We start from the raw sequence: 19,512 nt of genomic DNA, 5'->3' as shown, positions 1-19,512 counted from the left end.
GTTTTTAAAAAGCCCATTATTTACCTATATTCTGCATGAATCAATATAATCATTTTCACTTAAAATTAACGTAGCCACTTTATATTCTGATAAGATAGCTTTTGAACAAAATATACTTTACTCTACCTAAGAAAAAAGGTGTGAACATACATTAATGAAATTAAACCAACTCCTAGAGAATATACCCTTTGAAAACGAAAAACCTCTTGCTGATCCAGAAATCAAGGGTTTGACAGACTCTTCATCAGAAGTGGAGCCTGGCTACATTTTCATTGCCATTACAGGCTATCAATCAGATGGTCACAGTTACATTACAGACGCTATTAAAAAAGGAGCCTCCGCAATAATAGGAGAGAAAGACGCTCCTGAGTGCCCGATTCCTTATATCAAAGTTCAAAATAGTAAAAAAGCGCTGGGAACAGTCTCAGCGATTTACTATCAGAATCCTTCACACCGAAAAAAAATGATTGGGATAACAGGGACAAATGGCAAGACTACAACCAGCTATATGGTCAAGCACGTGCTAGAAGATATAGGCTATTCTTGTTCACTTATCGGTACAATTCAAAACATTGTAAATGGCGAAAAATTCGAGACGAACAATACAACACCAAATGCTTTGCGAGTAAATGAATTGCTTGCTGACAGTACGGATGATGTCGTCATTATGGAAGCTTCCTCGCAAGGATTGGCCGAGTACCGTTTAGAAGGAATAGAATTTGATTTATGCCTATTTACTAACCTTTCCAATGAACACCTTAATTATCATGGCAGTCTAGACAATTACTTCGAAGCAAAAAAACAGCTTTTTTATAAACTGAAGCATAATGGTACAGCTATTATCAATGTCGATGACTTCTATGGAGAAAAATTAGCAGAAGAGCTTCACCAAAAAGGCATGAACATTTATACGTTCGGAGAGTCGAGAAATGCCGACCTCCAGATGAACGAGCTGAACCTTACTCACCCATACTCTGTACATTTAAAAGAGAATGGAGAGAAGTTCCCAGTAGTCTCTCCTATACCAGGCTATCATAACTTGTATAATACCACGATTGCTTATGCTGCTGCTAAAGCTTTTTTTGGAGAACGCCAATCCATTATTGATTCTCTTGAAAAATTCCCTGGAGTAGAAGGCCGTTTTAATATTTACCGGCTTCCTAACGGAGTTACTACAGTCATTGACCATGCCCATACCGCCGACGCCGTTTTGAATTGTTTACAAACCGCTTCTGATTCCAAGACAGGGCGTCTCGTGCATGTGTTTGGATTCAAGGGCCAAAAGGATATGGATAAGAGAAAAGAAATGATCAAAATCAGCGCAGAAATAAGCGATCAGTATATTCTCACACTGGATGATTTAAATAACGTTCCTGAAAATGAAATGATTGAGCATCTTAATGAACTGCAGAACGAGTACGGTAATGATAAGGGGAAAATTATGAAAGACCGTACTTTAGCCATTGAAGAGGCTATCCGCCTATCCGAAGAAGGAGATTGGGTCGCCATTACTGGAAAAGGCCATCAATCCTACCAGCAAACCTATGCGTATTCCGTCCAATCGGACAAGGAATGCATTCAGCTTTTCCTTTCCAAGAATACTGAATGATAGGTTTTACGTTTGATATTTTTAAATCGAGGGAAATAGAGGACAGTGAAACCAAACCTATCTCAGGAGGGTAATTTCAATGTCTAAAAAAGTATTAATGGTCGTTACAAACCACGAAAAAATTAATGAAGATACGCCGACAGGCATTTGGCTGTCTGAATTCGGTGAAGCTTATAACGAATTTAAACAACACGGCTATGAAATCACTGTAGCCAGCCCTAAAGGGGGGCAGTCCCCTGTTGACCCTAACAGCGTGAGCGAGGATGAACCAACCGAAATCCTGGACACAAAAACGTATTTAGAAGATACACTGCCTCTTGATTCAGTTTCTGCTAATTCATTCGATGCCATCTTCCTGCCAGGCGGGCACGGTACGATGTTTGATTTTCCAGATAACGAAAAACTTCAACAACTGCTTCGTGATTTTTATGAATCCGACAAAGTAGTTGCTGCTGTATGTCACGGACCATCAGCTCTGACAGGAGCTACTTTATCTAACGGGGAGCCGCTCGTAAAAGGTAAACGCGTCAACGCATTTACCGATGCGGAAGAGGTTGATACGACTCTCGATCAGCATATGCCTTTCTTACTTGAAAGCAAGCTGAGAGAACTGGGAGCTACCTTCCAATCCGCCCCTAATTGGTCTGAACATGTTGAAGTCGATGGCAACCTCATCACTGGGCAGAATCCTCAGTCAACTGTTGCAGTTTCCAAAGAGTTTATCAAAGTATTAGGTCAATAAAAGGAAAAAGAGCTGATGTGTCTATCACATCAGCTCTTTTTCCTTTTTGATATTCATATAAGCTCATTTTAGAGGAAGACTCAATTTCGAGATGTCCGTGCTGTTTCCGTTATGTTTAACAGCGGGAAGAGCTCCGGGAAATCACTCCCTTTCCGTGGGAGCGCAGTGAGCCTCCCCCAGGAGTCTCACCGTTTCCCTCCGCCCCTATGCCATATAAGTTTCTCGATGCAAGTGTCTCAGGCTGCAAAACCTTGCTATAAAGCTCTTAATCCGAAAGAACAGAGAGATGAAAACCGCTTCTTCTTAGTGAAAGCGATACGTTTTCTCGCTTACTCCGTATCGAGGATTGGGGAACTGCGATACTCCATTTTTAAAAGCGAAAGCGATACGTTTAACTTCGTATGAACTGGAATGAGCTGCCGGAGATATAGGCAAGTAAACTAAATTAAAATTGTGGAGTTTTAAAATAGAACACTCTAACCGTTGCACTGGAATGTTATTCTCCCTCTTTAATTAAAAGTTTTCATGTCAAGTGAATTTCGAGAAGCGCATATATAGGAAGGGGCGGCGGGGAATGGTGAGACTCCTGTGGGAAGAGAGTGCTTGGTGAGACCCCGGAAGACGAAGTCTGAGGAGGCTCAACGCGCTCCCACGGAAAGCGAGCCATTCCCCGCCGCCCTGATCCTTTCACCAAATGTCTCGAAATCAAGTCTTCCATAATCCTGCCATATAGTTTAATAACTCTCATATGAAAACCAACTACAGGCTTTAACATAATTTTTAAAAGACATATTAGCATCATTCTATTGTGCATTAGTATCATTGAGCATAGTTTTGATAGAGTGCAAAATTTTTGAAAGTATTCTAGTGTTTGTTAAAATTATATTATATTATAAAAATTTCATGTGACTTGTTATAGTGGAACTACATGATTTAATGAGGGGCAGAAGAAATGAACACTTTCGCAAACGACCTGCAGTACAGATCCCTGGAGGAAGCAGCAGATGATATTCTACATCAAATCAGCTTTTTTTTAGGAGTAAATACAGTTTACATAGCCAAAAAAGAGCCTCAATACATGCAGGTCCTGAAATCTTATAATCGTTCTCAATCGATTGTCGATAATGACCTGCAAGTCAATTACGAAGACTCTTATTGTCAATTTGTTATGGAAACAGGGGAACAGCAATTCAACACCTCTAACCTGAGCGAAGAAGAAGCCACCGCCCATATGAACCTGGCGCAAGAATTAGGTGTGAAATCTTTCCTCGGAGTTAAAATATACGATAAGAGCAACCATGTATTTGGTACGCTATGTGTAATGGACCCTGATCCCATTGAATTTACAAAGGAGCAAATAGCTTTTCTGAAATCTATAGCTAAGGTTTTTAGTTTTATTGTCAATCTCGACCAAACCAAGCAGCAGGTAGAGCTGCTTTCAACACCTATCGTTCCAATCACAGAAGGGGTAGTCGTTTTACCGCTTGTCGGCATTGTGAATGAAGACCGAGCTGACAAATTACTTCCATCCGTACTTCAGCAGGTACATACAGAAGAAGTGGATTACTTCATATTTGATTTATCAGGCCTTGTCAGCTTTGACGATCTGTTCTCCAATCATTTATTTGATGTTATCCACTCTTTAGAACTTATGGGGGTTAAGCCAGTACTGACAGGTGTCCGTCCGGATATGGCCATGGCCCAAGTAAAGATTGGATCCAAATTCAAAGATATAGTAATCTCGACTACTCTTGAACAAGCTCTGAATAAAATCGGTTACCATTTTGTAAAAAAATAAGCAGGCCGGCGTAAACGCCGGTCTGCTTATTTATCAGATAAAGCTAAATCTATGCGGTAATTGTTCGAGTCCAGCTCTGTCTGCTGTCCAAGAACTAAGCGGGCTAATTCCGCACCGATATAAGGTCCTGATGTTAAGCCGGACGCCCCCAGTCCATTCGCTAAATAAAGGCCTTCATAATTTCTCAAGGGGCCGAACACTGGTAAAGAGTTGGGAGTGAATGGACGAAATCCTACTCTTGTTTCTACCATAGTCCCCTTACCTAAACCAGGTGCCACTCCCAGCACTTTATGAAAAATTTCATGAAGTCCTCCGACCGTAACACGGGAGTCGAACTTTTCCTTCGTTTCATGGGTAGCCCCGATAACCACCCGCCCCCCATCAAAGGAGAGCAAATACTTATTAGTCGGAGGCATGACTACGGGCCATTCCTCTGTATTCGTATCTGGAAGTTCCAGGTGGACAATTTGAGCTTTTTGCGGATGCACGAGAAATTCCTCACCTAGAGGAAGCACCATTTCTTTAGCCCAGGCTCCTGTAGTCACAATAACCTGATCGGCTTTTATCGTACCTTCTTTCGTCTTAACTCCTGTAATTTGATACCCGTTCACATCTAACTGCGCATCTGCTTGAACAAACTCTACACCTTTTCGTTCACATGCCCTGATCAATGCATCACGCAGCGCACGTCCATCAACTCTCGCCGCTCCACTAATGAAAATTGAACCGTACTCTTCATCTAATGGAGGAAACATTTCTTTCGTCTCTTTTTTAGTGAGACGTTTGATTTCTCCCATTTCTGGTGCCGCTTCACGACGTTCGAGCGCCCGCTCCAGCATTTCCTCAAGTTTCTCATCTTCCTTATGAAGACGCAGCGCACCTACTCGCTTATAACCTGTATTTGTTTCCCCCTCAGCTTCGAGTTCTTCAATGAGAGCGGGATAATACCGTGCTCCGCCTTTAGCAAGTTCATACCAGGCTTTATTTTTACGCTGCGATAACCATGGGCAGATAATTCCGGCTGCTGCATCGGTCGCTTGACCGATATCTTTCCGATCCACTACTGTTACCTTCACTCCAGCTTTAGCCAGATGATAGGCGGTCGAAACACCTAATACACCGGCTCCAACGACAATATATGATTTCAATGGAATAACACCTTTTCCCTTATGATTTATAGTCCAATTCTCATTCTACAAGAAAAAAGATGGTTTTTCTAATCGCCCGATCAGCCCAGCAATTTTATTTTTACCTTCAGCGACCGCAAGCAGCTGCTTGTCTTTAATTAAAAAACTATAATAAACCTCGTTGTTAATTTTTCATAAGTTATTCAACAATTTGGCAGGATACTTTAAGACTCAGTTTCGAGATAACCAGGGTTCGTGGCTGTAATTAGAGTCTGGTATGGTTGGGAAGCTACTCGCTTTCCTGTGGGGGAAGTGGCGAGCTTCCTCGGGCTTGCAGCCCTGTGGGATCTCGCCTACATCCTTCTCCCACGGGAGTCTCGCAGCTTCCCAACCACACCAATCGATATGAGATGAACGAACCCCCTTATATCTTTCTTTGAATTATCTTTATCTCCGCCAGTCCAGTCCATACGCCGCTGAACGAAGCGCTTCCGCTTTCAAAGGTAGGAGTCTCGCACATTCCTAAAACCCCTAACTTATATTACGAGACGGAACTAATAAATGAGAAGCAGAAACTCTCTAGTACCAACGTTTGCAGAATCATTCAACCGGTTGTTTTAGAAAAACTAACTATCCAACAGGCTTTTCATTTCCGTGAAAGTAAGCTAGAAATGAACCCTTGTTGCAAGAAGGTTCTTCTTCTTTATCCATGTTCGTTTTTTTGGTGAGCGGTTGTTTATAGGGATAAACCGCTCAATATCAAGCTTTTATCATAACTGTAGCGCAGCATCTGACATCCTGAAATCGGTGTTTCCGTACCCTCTAAACATCGCAAAGAGCTCCGGAAATTGCGAGACTCCTGTGGGAAGAGAGTGCTTGGTGAGATCCCGCAGGACGGGACGTCCGAGGAAGCTCACCGCGCTCCCACGGAAAGCGAGTGATTTTCCGGAGCTCTAAACACTGTTAAACATAACGGAATCAATCCGAACATCTTGAAACTGGGAGCTTATGTGAGTTTCAATACTGAAATTTAGAAGAGCAATAAAAAAACAGCACGGGCTTCCATGCTGTTTACTCTACTTCCACCAAATCTGCTTCCACTATGTAGCGGTACGGAGCATCTCCGACAAACTGAAATGGGTAGCATGTGGATATCGTCAAAGTAGGTTTGTCTTTTTCTACTACGACGCTTTTATCATCTTCCTCTACCACGTACAATTGTCGAATTTGATACACGTATTCCTTTCCCTCGTACTCTAAGTAAACGAGGTCGCCGATCACAAGATCCCCCATCTCTGAAAACACCGTGTCCCGGTGGCCTGATATAAGCGTATGTCCATTCACATCCGGCGTTACAGTCCATTCACTATCATGCATCCCTACTCCCTGAGTGAGCGTATCATCGTCTGTTCCCCAGAAAACAGGATACTTTTGTTCGACAGAAGGAAGCTTCAATTCAGACATTTCTTCGCCTTTCTCGAAATCATGGCTTTCCTCTTCCTCTGATACATTCGTTGAGTCTAATACCTTATCATCATAATCTAAATAGTCATTGAGCTCACTTGCGCTCATCGATTGGATAACTTGCCGCTGCTCCCACCACCCATACCCGAAGTACGCAACAATAGAAAGCCCTGCAATAATGAATAGAATTCCTATTTTTCTTCTCATATCTTTACCTACCTCCATGGAAATGAAGGCAGGCCATAGGCAGCCTGCCTTCATCAGGGATGGTGATTGCATCCGTTCTTTAGTTCAATGATTTCTTACGAATAAGCAGCAGGCCGCCTGCTCCGACGAATAGAGCACCCATCATCATCATGAATGGACTATTGGTCGCCGTGTCGGGAAGCTCTCCACCTTCTTCTTCAGCTGAATCACTGTCGTCCCCATCGGATCCGGCAGCTTCATCTGCATCCTCACTGCTTTCCTCTTCAGAAGAAGTGTCTTCTTCTGAATCTTCATCTGATTCTTCTGTTGCCGTGTCTTCTGAAGATTCTTCAGAATCCTCAGAGTCACTACCGTCGTAGACTCCGTCCGTTAATTCTTCACAAGGTTGTCCATCTTTATCCCGATCAAGACCATCAGGATCATTATCCTCATTATAATCATGGGATTCCCAGAAATCCATCACTTCTTCACCTGTCTCAAAATCATCACAGTTTTTATTATCACTGTGTTCCGCAAAAGCCACACCCGAACCTAGAAAAATACCAGCAAAGAAACCGACACTGCACAAAACCATCAAAAGCTTCTTCAAGATTTCCATCTCCCTCTTAAGTATTTTCTTCCATCCCTATGTGGGGTACATTTTACATCAATTAACAAAATATGTATACAAAAAACGATGAATTTTCTGACAATTATCCACTTTTCTCAAATTAAAGCATAGTAAAAAACCAAAAATCCCCGAAGAAAGGGGGATTTTTGGCGATGGTTTTAAGATAAGCTTTGACTCCAGTCAATTGTCGCTTCACCTTCTAAGAAGCGTTCAGCATCCATGGCTGACATGCATCCAGTACCTGCAGCAGTAATTGCCTGACGATACTTTTGATCCTGGACGTCTCCACACGCGAAGACCCCTGGAATATTCGTATTAGTCGTGCCTGGTTCCACGAGCAGATAACCTTTTTCATCCATATCGAGCTTCCCTTTAAGGAACTCTGTATTCGGGTTGTGCCCGATAGCAACAAAAATCCCATCCGCTTCAATCAATTCTTCTTCTCCGGAATCCGAATCTTTCACCTTGAGTCCTGAAATCTTCATTCCGTCAGATACCATTTCCACAGGAGTTTTATTGAGCGCCCACGTAATTTTGTCGTTGGCCCTTGCCCGATCCTGCATAATTTTAGATGCACGAAGTTCGTGGCGGCGATGAACGACTTGAACCTCATCTGCAAATTTAGTAAGAAAGTTCGCCTCTTCCATTGCTGAGTCTCCTCCGCCGATGATGAGTACTTTCTTACCGCGGAAAAAGAAGCCGTCGCATGTGGCACATGTGCTTACCCCTTTTCCGATATTGTCTTTCTCTCCAGGGATATCTAACAGCTTAGCTGACGCCCCTGTAGAGATGATGAGGGATTGTGTCTCAAGCTCACCTAAACCATCGACAGACAGCTTGAATGGGCGCTGATCGACGTTCACATCGGTCACCCACCCTCTTTTGAAGGTGGCGCCAAATCGTTCAGCCTGCTTTTTCATATTATCCATCAGTTCAGGACCCATGATCCCATCAGGAAATCCAGGAAAATTCTCAACTTCCGTCGTCAGCGTAAGCTGTCCGCCGGGTTCTGGACCTTCAATCACTAGCGGTTCCATATTCGCCCTCGCTAAGTAGACGGCAGCTGTCAATCCTGCTGGTCCAGTCCCTAAAATGATAGCCTGGTGTGTCATTTAAATTCCTCCTTTAAAAACTACTGGTTTTGCAGCACTCTGCTCCCACGGCACTACTGCTGCTTCTTCTCTGTCGTTTAACACTCGTTCAATCCATTTAACTTCTTCCTGCGCTTTTGCCTTAAGTAACGGATCCTCTGTTTGAGCAGCTGACAAACACTGATTCATAATCCACCAGCTTGGCTGCAGACCGGCTCTTTCCAAGTCTGCCTGCAACCGTTCTGCTTCATATACAGGAGTCGCTTCGGGAAGAGTGACAATACACATTTTCGTGTAATTCGGATCTTGAAGAGTAGGCAGCAGATTCCTTACAGAATCAGGCACATGTCCGGTAGTGCGTTCCAACTCTCTATGATAAGACTGTGCTGCATCTAGTAATAATAAAGTATGCCCAGTCGGAGCAGTATCAATTACGATAAAATCCTCCTTAGAATGCTCTACCACATCTGCAAATGCACGAAACACCGCTATTTCTTCCGTGCAAGGCGAATCTAAATCTTCCTTTAAAAAATTCTGTTCCTCTTCACTTAGCGTACTCCCTGTCTCATGCAGAACTTGCTCTTTATACCGTTCAGTTTCTGCTTTAGGGTCGATATGACTGATAGAGAGCCGATCATTCTCATAGCCTTCAAAGATCCGGCTTACATGATCGGCTGGATCCGTAGTAGTCAGCCTTACCCGAAATCCTTTTTCCATAAGTCCAAGTGCAATCGATGAAGCCACGGTTGTTTTCCCGACACCGCCTTTTCCCATAGTAAACAGCAGTCCGCTCTTCATTTTCGCAAAATCATCAATCACGTCTTCAAGGGAAGGAGCATTCAGCTCTACACTTTCATCTTCCAAACGATCGACATTCGCTTTTCCCTGCATCCACTCTCTTAATGAATCGATTCCTGTTAAAGATAACGGGGCAAAAGGGAGTTCAAAGGTTTCGATTTCTTTCAAATCATCCGACAGCTGCTGCAAAGCCAGCTGTTGGTTGTTACGAAAACCGATGGAGACCTCATCTCCTTTTATGACAGGCCGGGAAATCAGTCCGTTGATAATCAGACGTTGATTCGTTATACCAATTTCCATGAGCTCTTTAGAAGAACGATCCGCTTCAAAAAGCGCGGACTCCTCTGGACGGCTGACAAGATACAATACCGTCTTCTCTCTATCATTTAAACTATTCATAGCCTGCTCATATACATGCTTTTTTTCTGCAAGGGAAGACATCGGTCCAAGACAGGAAGCTCCATTCGGATTATCCTCCATAAATCCTGACCAAGCTTGCGGCAGCTGCAGTAAACGCAGCGTATGACCAGTCGGGGCGGTATCAAATATAATATGATCGAATTGATCATGAAGCTCGTGGTCGCTTAAAAAAGCAGTAAAAGAATCAAACGCCGCAATTTCTGTTGTACAGGCTCCTGACATTTGCTCCTCCATGGAAGCGATAATAGAATCTGGAAGCTTCCCTTTGTAAGGGGCGATCGATTTCTCACGATGTTCCCTGGCCGCTTCTTCCGGGTCAAGGTTAGCCACTGCAAGGTTTGGTACATCATCGAGGAATTTCCATTCGTTCGTCAGTTCTTCGTCGAAAATATCTTGCAGATTCGAGGCGGGATCTGTACTAATAAGCAGCACACGTTTGCCTTGATCTGCGAGGGATACTGCTGTAGCACAGGCTGTAGACGTTTTTCCGACGCCTCCTTTCCCTGTAAAAAAGAGAAACGGAGGATCATGTAGTTTTGCTGGATCGAACACTTCATACATAAGAATGCTCCTTCGTCTATTTTAAGGAAAAGCCGAGAGCATCTCCCGGCTTTTTCTTTTATTATTCTTTATCTTTAGCGAACTGCTGGATGCGCTCACTGATTTGATCACGCACTCTTTGGAATACAGCCCATTTTTCTTCTTCTGTGCCTTCCGCTTTTGCTGGATCGTCAAATCCCCAATGGAAACGCGTAACATGAGAAGGAGTCATCGGGCACTTATCGTTCGCATCACCACAAAGTGTAATCGCATATTCAGCATTGTTCAGAATATCAGAATCAATAATGTCAGAAGTCTGGTCACTAATATCAATACCTACTTCATTCATAGCCTTTACAGCATTAGGGTTCAGTCCGTGAGCTTCGATTCCAGCAGAAAGAACTTCGAACTCGTCTCCAAGATATTTTTTTCCGAACCCTTCGGCTATTTGACTGCGGCAGGAGTTCCCTGTGCATAGAAAGTAAATTACTGGTTTGTTAGACATGTTGCATTTCTCCTTTTTATTGAAAGATTTTTATATGATTAGCAGCCATAAATATAGACCGACTAATGTAATGAATAAGGTTGGAACGGTGAGGATGATACCCACTTTGAAGTAGTATCCCCAGGAAATTTTTACGCCTTTTGTTGAAAGGACGTGCAGCCATAATAATGTGGCAAGAGACCCGATCGGCGTAATCTTCGGTCCTAGATCGGAACCGATGACATTGGCATATATAAGGGCTTCCCGCATCGTACCGGACGTATTCGTTTCCGCGATGGCTAACGCATCAATCATGACTGTAGGCATATTATTCATGATAGAAGATAAAATCGCTGCGATGAATCCCATGGAAACCGTCGCCACGAACATGCCCTGATCCGCCGTATATTGAATGACATCTGCCAGAACATCAGTAAACCCGACATTCCGCAATCCATAAACGACGACATACATTCCGATGGAGAAAAATACAATGGCCCATGGAGCCCCTTTTATAACGACAGCGGTCTCTACAGCCGGACTTCGACGAGCCATGACTAAGAAGAAAATCGCTACAATCCCCGCAATGATGGATACTGGGATATCCAGCGGTTCACTGGCAAAATAGCCGACAAGAAGTACAGCCAGCACTCCCCAAGACAAGCGGAACATTTTATGATCCAGCAATGCTTCTTTCGGCTCTTTCAAATCACTTAAATTGTAGTCGGCCGGAATATCCTTTCGGAAAAAGATATAAAGCACAAGAATACTGGCGCCTAAGGCAAAGAAGTTCGGCACAATCATCCGTGAAGCGTATTCCGCAAAGCCGATACCAAAGAAGTCGGCTGAAACGATGTTTACGAGGTTACTGACGACCAACGGCAAGGATGTCGTATCAGCAATAAATCCACTCGCCATAATAAAAGGTAAAATCATCGTTTCTTTGAAATTCAAATTTCTGACCATCGCCAATACGATCGGCGTTAAAATTAATGCAGCTCCATCGTTAGCAAACAATGCAGCAACGACCGCTCCAAGCAAAGTCACATAAATGAACATTTTCTTTCCATTGCCTTTTGCTATTCTCGCCATATGAAGAGCGGCCCATTCAAAGAAACCGATCTCGTCAAGTATGAGTGAAATGATGATAATAGCAATAAAGGCTAATGTCGCATTCCACACGATGTCGGTGACAGCAATTACGTCTTGAAAATCAACGACCCCGACAATTAAAGCCAGAATTGCTCCTCCACAGGCTGACCAGCCAATGCCTAAATTTTTCGGCTGCCAGATGACTAAAACTAATGTAAGTATAAATATGAGCGTGGCTAAAATTGCTAAATTCAAAATAATCCCCCTACTAGTCGCATTGAATGCGTAAACCTGCTCGCTCCAATGCCCTTAATTTTTCTATTTGATCTGGAATTTGCGCTAAAATCTGCTTAGTGATGGGATAGGTCTCGTGATCTTTATTCAAAGAATAAAAAATCCACTGTCCTTTTCGCTTCTCCTTCACAAGCCCCGCATCCCGAAGTTTACGCAAATGCTGACTGACCGAAGGCTGGCTCATTTGCAGCACCTCAACAAATTCACACACACAGCACTCCCCTTCACTGATTAAACCGATAATGGTCAAACGTGTTTTATCGCCCAGGAGTTTGAGTGATTGGGCAGCTGTGTCTATATCGATCATTGTTTTTTCCATGCTCTCACCTCGCTTATTATAATATAAGCATATGCTTATATATGCAAGTGGAAAGTTCCACGTCTTTATCTGATTACATCCATTGCATATAATAATATACTTATATGGCAATGTATAGAGAATGAGTGTAAATTCTTTGTAAATCAACAGCTTTTCATAAGCAGTTGAGCTGTTTCCGTTAAAGCAGAGACAGCTTTTTTGAATAGAACGGACGTTTGAACATACATAGGAAAAACATCTATGATACGCTGAAGTTACTTTTTACATATAAGGAGGACGATTAATTGAAGTTCAGTTATGTATCTCACCTATACTGTCCGAAATGTTCCGAAACCTACTCCACAGAAGAGGAGAACCACTTATGTACATGCGGCTCCCCTCTGCTAGTTGCTTACAACCTGGACGAACTACGCGGAAAATTCACAGCCGACGACCTTTTAACAAGGGCTCCTGACTTATGGCGCTACCATGAGTTGCTGCCTGTCCGACAGAACAACAATGTCATCAGCCTGGGAGAAGGGATGACTCCATTAGTAGATTTGCCTGCTCTTGGTAAAGACATGAGCATCCCCCGCCTTCTCATGAAAGATGAAGGAGTTATCCCTACCGGCGCTTTTAAAGCAAGAGGCGCAGCCGTTGGCGTTTCTAAAGCGAAAGAGCTTGGTGTTAAAGAATTGGCGATGCCAACGAACGGCAATGCAGGCGCCGCCTGGTCGCTGTACGCTGCAAGAGCCCAAATGAGCTCGACGATTATCATGCCAGTAGACGCCCCTAGCATCACTAGAAATGAATGCGCCTTATCCGGTGCCAACTTATTTTTAGTAAACGGACTGATCAGCGACGCTGGGAAAATTGTTGCTGAAGCCGTGAAAGAAAAAGGGCTGTACGATGTCTCCACACTAAAAGAACCGTACCGGATTGAAGGCAAAAAAACGATGGGACTCGAGATTGCTGAACAGCTAAACTGGAAGCTTCCAGACGTCATTCTGTACCCTACAGGTGGAGGTGTGGGCTTAATTGGCATATATAAAGCACTGCAGGAGCTTAAAGAATTAGGCTGGATCGAGTCTGATGAACAAATGCCCCGGCTTGTTGCCGTACAGTCCGAAGGCTGCGCCCCGATTGTCGAAGCCTGGGAGCAGGGCTTACATGAATCAAGTTTTTGGGAAAACTCCGAAACTATTGCATTTGGAATCAACGTACCAAAAGCGATCGGAGATTTCCTCGTATTGGACGCCCTTTACGAAACAAATGGCTGCGCTATCTCCGTTGATGATGATTCCCTTTTACAAGAGCAGCAACGGATCGCCGAGCTTGAAGGCGCGTTTGTCTGCCCTGAAGGTGCCGCTTCTTTCCTTGCCGCACGAAAACTGCGGGACAAAGATTGGATCAAAGAAGACGAGCAAGTCGTCGTATTGAACACAGGCGCCGGCATCAAATATCCGGACACCGTCAATTTTGAAGTTCCCACCCTTGAACCTGGAGATTCTATTTAGACGATAGGCTTTGTTAAAGGTGATTGTTGATATTGAAAGTGAGTTATTCAACAATATGGCAGGATAGTGGAAGACTTGATTTCGAGATTATTACTGGGTTCGTTGCCTTATTAAGAGTCAGGGGTGGTCTGGAAGCTACTCGCTTTCCTGTGGGGGAAATGGCGAGCTTCCTCGGGCTTGCAGCCCTGTGGGATCTCGCCTACATCCTTCTCCCACGGGAGTCTCCCAGCTTCCCAACAACCCCATGCGGAATGTAATTAACGTACCCCTTTGGCATTGGAGTATAAAAGACTTTCGCGCTCTCATCTAAGCCACTTATTTCAGCTATAACGCTTAGCGACTAACGAGTTTTATAAGATAACATCGAATCACTATAGTCTTCGTGTTCACTTTATCTCCGACAGTTCAGTCCATAAGCTGCTGAACGAAGCGCTATCGCTTATAAAATGGAGGGGCCCCGTTCCCCCCAATGCGAAGGAAGAGAGAAAATGAACCATGTTCACTCAGAAGAAAGCGTCTTTCATCTCTGTCCTTTGAGAATATAGAGCTCTATAGAAAAGTTTTCTGAGAACTTGCTATGATAATCAGTTTGCTTTTTCTTGAAGTGGTTTCGTGTTACTTATTAGGCAAAGGGGCGGAGGGAAACGGTGAGACTCCTGGGGGAGGAGCGGGACAGGTGAGACCCCGGAGAGCGAAGCTCGAGGAGGCTCAGCGTCCGCCCCCCGGAAAGCGATCCGTTTCCCGGAGCCCCTCAATTCTCATGATGTCTCGAAACCGACTCTTCCACTAAAGGGAGCTTATATGAATATCAACACAGCCAAACGGTAAGCCACAGACTTTCGCTCTGTGGTTTTTATGATGCGTAGAATTGGAACTGAACCTCGACAAACGCCTCGATCTCAAGCTGTCCTGGTTCAATCGGAGTCACCGTAGCAAACGCCTCGCCTCTCGCTAACGGAAATGCTCCGCCCGGCATACGCTCAAGGACTTTTACGGGTGCTGGATCAAGCGTCAAACCCATCGTTTGTGCCATCGAGCGAGCTTTCATGTAAGCGTCACGGAGCGCGATCGATAACGCCTGTTGATACAGCATTTCAGATTGTTTTATCGAAAACTGAACCCCCACAACTTGGTTAGCTCCGTTTTGTACCGCCGTATCTATGATTTCACCGGCAAGACGAATATCATCGCTAGTAACCGAAATCATATGATTGACTTGATACCCCTGAAACACTTGAGTCCCACTGTCATAATTATATTGGGGAAGAATAGAATAATCGACCGTTTGAATCGATTCCCTCGGCACACCAAGGTTCACAATCGACCCAATCACCCGCTCCATCACACGAGCATTCTCCTCCTGGACTTGCGTAAGACTCTGTCCTTCGGTAACGACACCAAGTTGAATGTTCACTACATTCGGCTGAGCAGCGACCTTGCCCGAACCACTCACCGTCATCAATCGATGCTGGATACCTTTAGTTTGAGGATACATAACCCCAGTCCTTTCTATCACTTCATACAGGTCGTAAGGAGGCAAACAACCACTCCTAACAATCTATTCATCACAAAAAAAAAGCAGAACGACCAAAGCCGTTCTGCCCTCTTACATAAACACACTCTTTTCAATCTGCTTCATCTCGTAAAAATATCCACGGCGAGCCATCAGCTCATCAAACGTACCAGCTTCAACGACTTCCCCCTGTTCCATTACAACAATCTGATCCATTTTCTCCAGTCCAGCCAGACGGTGGCTCACTAGGACTACCGTATCATCAAGCGCTTGAGCAAAAATCACATCATACAACGCACGCTCCGTCAGAGCATCCACAGAAGACGTCGGCTCATCAAGCAGCCACAGATGCTCCCCTTTCAACATTGCACGAGCAATCGCTAACCGCTGCTTCTCACCACCAGAAAGATTCTCACCACGTTCAAACACTTCATCTTCCAGTGAAAAATGTTCGAGATTCACTTTTCGAAGCGCTTCGCTTAGAACCTCGTCGGACAACCCTTCTTCAGCGACTTCTAAGTTGTGCCGTATGCTGCCGTAGAAAAAATGATTTTCCTGCAATACGACGTTAGAGCGGGCCCAAAGATCTTCGCTCTCTATCTGCTTGAAGTTCAACCCTCCAAGCCGAATCGCTCCCTTTTCGTTCGGTAGAACTTTCAACAGCATTTGGAGGAGTGTCGATTTCCCTGATCCGCTCGCCCCGACGATGGCTGTTTTTGAACCTGCGGGAAGTTCAAGGCTTACGTTACGAAGAGCCAGTCGCTCTTCTTCAGGGAACGAAAAGGATACACCATCTACTTCAATAGAAGGCGCCTGTCCAGATGCCAGCTTTACTGGAGCCTCAGGTTCTTTTTCTGGTTCCTCCCGGACAACAGAAAACAGACGGCGGGAGGCATGACGGTTGTCTTCTAAGTGAACCGGGAATACAGCCATTGGCGTAGAGTTTTCAAAAACCGTCAACGAAATCATGACGAGCATGGCAAGGTAGAGGCCGTCGAGTTCACCTTCAGCAACGAGCCAGGCTCCTAAACCAAGAACAAACCAGGAAATTACAAGCGATACCATCGTATTCATAGAAAAGCTGAACATAGAATGCAGACCATCCCGTTCCTGCTGGCCTACATACTCATCTGACGCATCGAGAAGCTGCTTTTCTTTTTGTTCAAGCTTTTGATAAATCTTCAAATCACGGTACCCATAAAGCAGCTCAGCAGCTTCTGTAGATAAAAGACCCCGGCTTTCACGCACCTCACTGTCGATCCGTCTTTGGCGCAGTGCAAACAAAGCGGGAACGACGAATCCTGTCAGCACAAGGCCGATGAGTAACACAATGGCAACCGAAAGCGAATAAAACGAAGTAAACAAGATGGTACTCAGGAAGACAATGACTAGTACAATTGGCGGGTAAAAGACCCGCAGGAAAAAGTTTTGTAAGCTCTCTACATCACCTACAATCCTGGAGAGCAAATCACCGCTTCGATACTTTTGGAAAATACGCGGAGCGAGAGGTTCGATTTTTTCATAAAAGGAAACACGCAATTCACTTAAGATTGTAAAAGTAGCTCGATGAGAAAAATACCGCTCGGCATATCGGCTGGCAGCTCTTATGAACCCGAACATCTTCAAAACAGCGATGATGACCGTTAAGGCGTAAAGCGGCGGAATTAAGGCCGCACGCGAAATTAAATACCCACTTGAAGCGAATAAGCCTACCGCTGTAATTCCAGCTAAAAACCCGAAGAAAATAGAGAGCAGAATATCTTTTCTCTCAATCATAACAAGCTTGAGGACAATTCCCAGATCCTTCATCGCGCCTCCCCTCCTTGCTGTACAGTAACCATGTCACGGTATTCGGGTATCGTGCGGATCAACTCTTCATGTTTCCCTTGGCCGATAAGCCTGCCATTGTCTAACAGCAGAATCTGATCGGCTGCCTGAATCGTATGCAGACGGTGAGCCACGGTGATGACGGTCGAGGATTGGGCCAGCTCCTGCAGAGACTTTTGCAGAATTTTTTCCGTTTGGAGGTCAAGCCCTGTAGTAGGCTCGTCGAACAGAATGATCGACGGCCGTTTCAAGAAAGCCCTCGCAATGGCCACTCGCTGTTTCTCTCCTCCAGAAAGTCCTCGCCCTGCTTCACCTACAGGTGTATCATAACCATGTTCAAGAGCTTCGATAAATGAGGCAATGCCCGATTTTTGAGCGGCTTCCTCAATTTGCGAGCGACTTACATCTCGTGCTCCGACGGCAATATTATCAGCAATCGTTCCTGAAAACAGGTAAGGCTGCTGGGAGATATAACTTAACTGGTCGAACCAATCCTGTTCCTTATAATCAGAGAGTGGCTCACCATTCACTTTTATCCCACCTTTAGACGGGGCTAACAATCCAGCAATGATATGAAGTAATGTCGTTTTACCAGAACCTGTCCGCCCGACAATCGCCACCTGGCTGTAAGGAGGAAAGCTGGCATGAATACGATCCAGAGTAAACCCCTCTTCTCTGTATCGGAAACTCGCACCTTCAAGCTCTATAGCCGGAGGTTGATTATTCAAGAACAGCGGCGCACTTCCCCAATCAACATTTGGAGTATCCTCTTCTAATTCATCTGTAATCTTCTGGGCAGCTACGCTGCTGCCCCGCCCCGCATGAAACGCACTTCCTGCGTCTTTTAAAAATTGATAAAACTCAGGAGCTAATATTAATATAAAAAATGCTGAAAAAAACGTAATATTTTCATAAACAACGAGACGGATGGCAATTTCCATCGCAATGAGCCCGATACTCAGCATTGAAATGAATTCAAGCATCAAGGAGGAAACAAATGCGACCTTTAACACTTCCATAGTGGCATCACGGAAACCAAGACTGCTTTCCTTGATCAATTGCCTTTGCTTTTGCGCACGGCCAAACAACTTAAGTGTCGTCAGCCCTTGCAGCGTATCGAGAAATCTTCCTGAGAAAGCCGTCATTTTCTCCAATTGCTCTTCAGATTTCTTTTTTGTCATCACACCTATAAGCGCCATAAAAAACGGAATGAAGGGAGCAGTTATCACCATGAGCAGTCCCGAATATAAATGCTGAGTAAACACAGCAATCAAAATCATAACCGGTACGATCGATGTCTGAATCATCTGAGGGATATAACTGCTGAAATAACTGTCGACATCATCGGTCGCATCCATTAATATACTGATTTTGCGGCCTGACTGTCCCTGCATCGATGCTTGTACAGGGTTCTTTGCATATTTATTTAAAAGTGATTTTCTGAAACCTCTCTTTGCCTTCGCCGCCATCTTCACTCCCATGCGCCCAGACAAATACGTAAATAAGGCTCGTACTATGAGTACGCCGAGTAAGCCGACCAACAATGGAACAATCGACTCGAACGGTTCGTTATTTAAAAATACCCCCTCAACGATCGCAACAAAATAATAAGCCTGGCCAATGATGGCCGCCCCGATCGCCAGGGAAATGATTACAAGTGATACAACAACCGACCGCTGGGAGAAGGCGATTTGCTTTAGGTGCTTCATAAAAAGTAGCTCCTATCTGGTTTTTCAATTAGTGAAATATTTCACATAGTGATTATATTATACTTTCTTAGCTCATGTGAATCAATTTGATTCGCCTTTATCCATTCTATCAAAAATACTGATGATGTATGCAGTTGGAGTAAATCTTAAATAAGACAGTTTCAAGACTTTCTGCAGTTACTTCAACGTAATGAGTGAAGAGCGGTTTTAGGAATGGAAGCAAAATGCTCTCAAGTACCGATGTTTGTAGAATATATAAAACTGCTAATTCAGAAAAACTAACTTACAGGTCCATCCAATACTATAGAGAAGGGACCACTGACCCTCTTCTCGAAAAAATCCAAACTCTCTTGGCAGATGCTTGGTTTCTCA

Annotated in this window: 15 protein-coding genes; 4 read left to right on the top strand and 11 right to left on the bottom strand. The window is 44.2% G+C overall.

What is annotated here, in order from left to right:
* Window positions 1-154 precede the first annotated feature (154 nt).
* The 3 genes from LF817_RS10380 (at window position 155) to LF817_RS10370 (ending at window position 4,149) form a co-directional block, all read left to right on the top strand.
* The gene (locus tag LF817_RS10380) at window positions 155-1,609 is read left to right on the top strand and encodes a UDP-N-acetylmuramoyl-L-alanyl-D-glutamate--2,6-diaminopimelate ligase (protein WP_253935737.1); all 1,455 of its coding nucleotides are present in this window, start codon (window positions 155-157) and stop codon (window positions 1,607-1,609) included.
* 79 nt (window positions 1,610-1,688) lie between these two features.
* Window positions 1,689-2,351, top strand: a complete 663-nt coding sequence (locus LF817_RS10375) for a type 1 glutamine amidotransferase domain-containing protein (protein ID WP_253935736.1) — start codon at window positions 1,689-1,691, stop codon at window positions 2,349-2,351.
* A gap of 952 nt (window positions 2,352-3,303) precedes the next feature.
* A complete protein-coding gene (locus LF817_RS10370; protein WP_253935735.1) occupies window positions 3,304-4,149 on the top strand; it encodes a GAF domain-containing protein in 846 nt (281 codons plus the stop codon).
* A gap of 26 nt (window positions 4,150-4,175) precedes the next feature.
* Here LF817_RS10370 and LF817_RS10365 read toward each other — a convergent pair whose 3' ends face one another.
* The 8 genes from LF817_RS10365 to LF817_RS10330 all read right to left on the bottom strand — a co-directional run bounded on the left by LF817_RS10365 (window position 4,176) and on the right by LF817_RS10330 (window position 12,595).
* Complete coding sequence (locus tag LF817_RS10365; protein WP_253935734.1) at window positions 4,176-5,297, bottom strand: NAD(P)/FAD-dependent oxidoreductase; 1,122 nt, start codon at window positions 5,295-5,297, stop codon at window positions 4,176-4,178.
* A 1,050-nt stretch (window positions 5,298-6,347) separates the two neighbouring features.
* Window positions 6,348-6,947: a class D sortase gene (locus tag LF817_RS10360; protein WP_253935733.1), complete on the bottom strand. Its 600-nt coding sequence runs from the start codon at window positions 6,945-6,947 to the stop codon at window positions 6,348-6,350.
* A gap of 79 nt (window positions 6,948-7,026) precedes the next feature.
* On the bottom strand, window positions 7,027-7,536 hold the full coding sequence (locus LF817_RS10355; RefSeq protein ID WP_253935732.1) for an LPXTG cell wall anchor domain-containing protein: 510 nt from the start codon (window positions 7,534-7,536) through the stop codon (window positions 7,027-7,029).
* A gap of 179 nt (window positions 7,537-7,715) precedes the next feature.
* Window positions 7,716-8,669: a thioredoxin-disulfide reductase gene (gene trxB, locus LF817_RS10350; RefSeq protein WP_253935731.1), complete on the bottom strand. Its 954-nt coding sequence runs from the start codon at window positions 8,667-8,669 to the stop codon at window positions 7,716-7,718.
* Window positions 8,670-10,427, bottom strand: a complete 1,758-nt coding sequence (arsA, locus tag LF817_RS10345; protein ID WP_253935730.1) for an arsenical pump-driving ATPase — start codon at window positions 10,425-10,427, stop codon at window positions 8,670-8,672.
* 61 nt (window positions 10,428-10,488) lie between these two features.
* Window positions 10,489-10,911: an arsenate reductase (thioredoxin) gene (gene arsC, locus LF817_RS10340; protein ID WP_253935729.1), complete on the bottom strand. Its 423-nt coding sequence runs from the start codon at window positions 10,909-10,911 to the stop codon at window positions 10,489-10,491.
* Window positions 10,912-10,941: 30 nt separating this feature from the next.
* Window positions 10,942-12,237: an arsenic transporter gene (locus LF817_RS10335; RefSeq protein ID WP_253935728.1), complete on the bottom strand. Its 1,296-nt coding sequence runs from the start codon at window positions 12,235-12,237 to the stop codon at window positions 10,942-10,944.
* A gap of 13 nt (window positions 12,238-12,250) precedes the next feature.
* Complete coding sequence (locus LF817_RS10330) at window positions 12,251-12,595, bottom strand: ArsR/SmtB family transcription factor (protein WP_253935727.1); 345 nt, start codon at window positions 12,593-12,595, stop codon at window positions 12,251-12,253.
* A gap of 284 nt (window positions 12,596-12,879) precedes the next feature.
* Between LF817_RS10330 and LF817_RS10325 the strand changes: the two genes are divergently transcribed.
* Complete coding sequence (locus LF817_RS10325; protein WP_253935726.1) at window positions 12,880-14,091, top strand: threonine synthase; 1,212 nt, start codon at window positions 12,880-12,882, stop codon at window positions 14,089-14,091.
* An 853-nt stretch (window positions 14,092-14,944) separates the two neighbouring features.
* On the opposite strand, the gene LF817_RS10320 is transcribed toward LF817_RS10325, so the two are convergent.
* From LF817_RS10320 to cydD, 3 genes are all read right to left on the bottom strand, one after another.
* The gene (locus LF817_RS10320; RefSeq protein ID WP_253935725.1) at window positions 14,945-15,631 is read right to left on the bottom strand and encodes an SIMPL domain-containing protein; all 687 of its coding nucleotides are present in this window, start codon (window positions 15,629-15,631) and stop codon (window positions 14,945-14,947) included.
* A gap of 66 nt (window positions 15,632-15,697) precedes the next feature.
* Window positions 15,698-17,413, bottom strand: coding sequence for a thiol reductant ABC exporter subunit CydC (gene cydC / locus LF817_RS10315; protein ID WP_253935724.1), 1,716 nt, complete (start codon window positions 17,411-17,413; stop codon window positions 15,698-15,700).
* Window positions 17,410-19,140 carry a thiol reductant ABC exporter subunit CydD gene (gene cydD, locus LF817_RS10310; RefSeq protein WP_253935723.1) on the bottom strand — a complete coding sequence of 577 codons (1,731 nt, stop codon included), beginning with the start codon at window positions 19,138-19,140 and terminating at the stop codon, window positions 17,410-17,412. The genes cydC and cydD overlap by 4 nt, the downstream gene beginning before the upstream one ends.
* Between the last annotated feature and the right edge of the window lie 372 nt (window positions 19,141-19,512).

This window comes from Halobacillus sp. A1 (genome assembly GCF_024189295.1).
Lineage (GTDB): Bacteria > Bacillota > Bacilli > Bacillales > Halobacillaceae > Halobacillus_A.
The sequence above is the reverse complement of the archived record's forward strand: the minus strand, read 5'-3'. Positions and strand labels throughout refer to the sequence as shown.

What these genes read in the sequence shown, in the direction of transcription:
- arsA (WP_253935730.1), bottom strand. Translation starts at nt 10,427, where the DNA reads ATGTATGAAGTGTTCGATCCAGCAAAACTACATGATCCTCCGTTTCTC.
- arsC (WP_253935729.1), bottom strand. Translation starts at nt 10,911, where the DNA reads ATGTCTAACAAACCAGTAATTTACTTTCTATGCACAGGGAACTCCTGC.
- LF817_RS10370 (WP_253935735.1), top strand. Translation starts at nt 3,304, where the DNA reads ATGAACACTTTCGCAAACGACCTGCAGTACAGATCCCTGGAGGAAGCA.
- trxB (WP_253935731.1), bottom strand. Translation starts at nt 8,669, where the DNA reads ATGACACACCAGGCTATCATTTTAGGGACTGGACCAGCAGGATTGACA.
- LF817_RS10330 (WP_253935727.1), bottom strand. Translation starts at nt 12,595, where the DNA reads ATGGAAAAAACAATGATCGATATAGACACAGCTGCCCAATCACTCAAA.
- cydC (WP_253935724.1), bottom strand. Translation starts at nt 17,413, where the DNA reads ATGAAGGATCTGGGAATTGTCCTCAAGCTTGTTATGATTGAGAGAAAA.
- cydD (WP_253935723.1), bottom strand. Translation starts at nt 19,140, where the DNA reads ATGAAGCACCTAAAGCAAATCGCCTTCTCCCAGCGGTCGGTTGTTGTA.
- LF817_RS10360 (WP_253935733.1), bottom strand. Translation starts at nt 6,947, where the DNA reads ATGAGAAGAAAAATAGGAATTCTATTCATTATTGCAGGGCTTTCTATT.
- LF817_RS10375 (WP_253935736.1), top strand. Translation starts at nt 1,689, where the DNA reads ATGTCTAAAAAAGTATTAATGGTCGTTACAAACCACGAAAAAATTAAT.
- LF817_RS10380 (WP_253935737.1), top strand. Translation starts at nt 155, where the DNA reads ATGAAATTAAACCAACTCCTAGAGAATATACCCTTTGAAAACGAAAAA.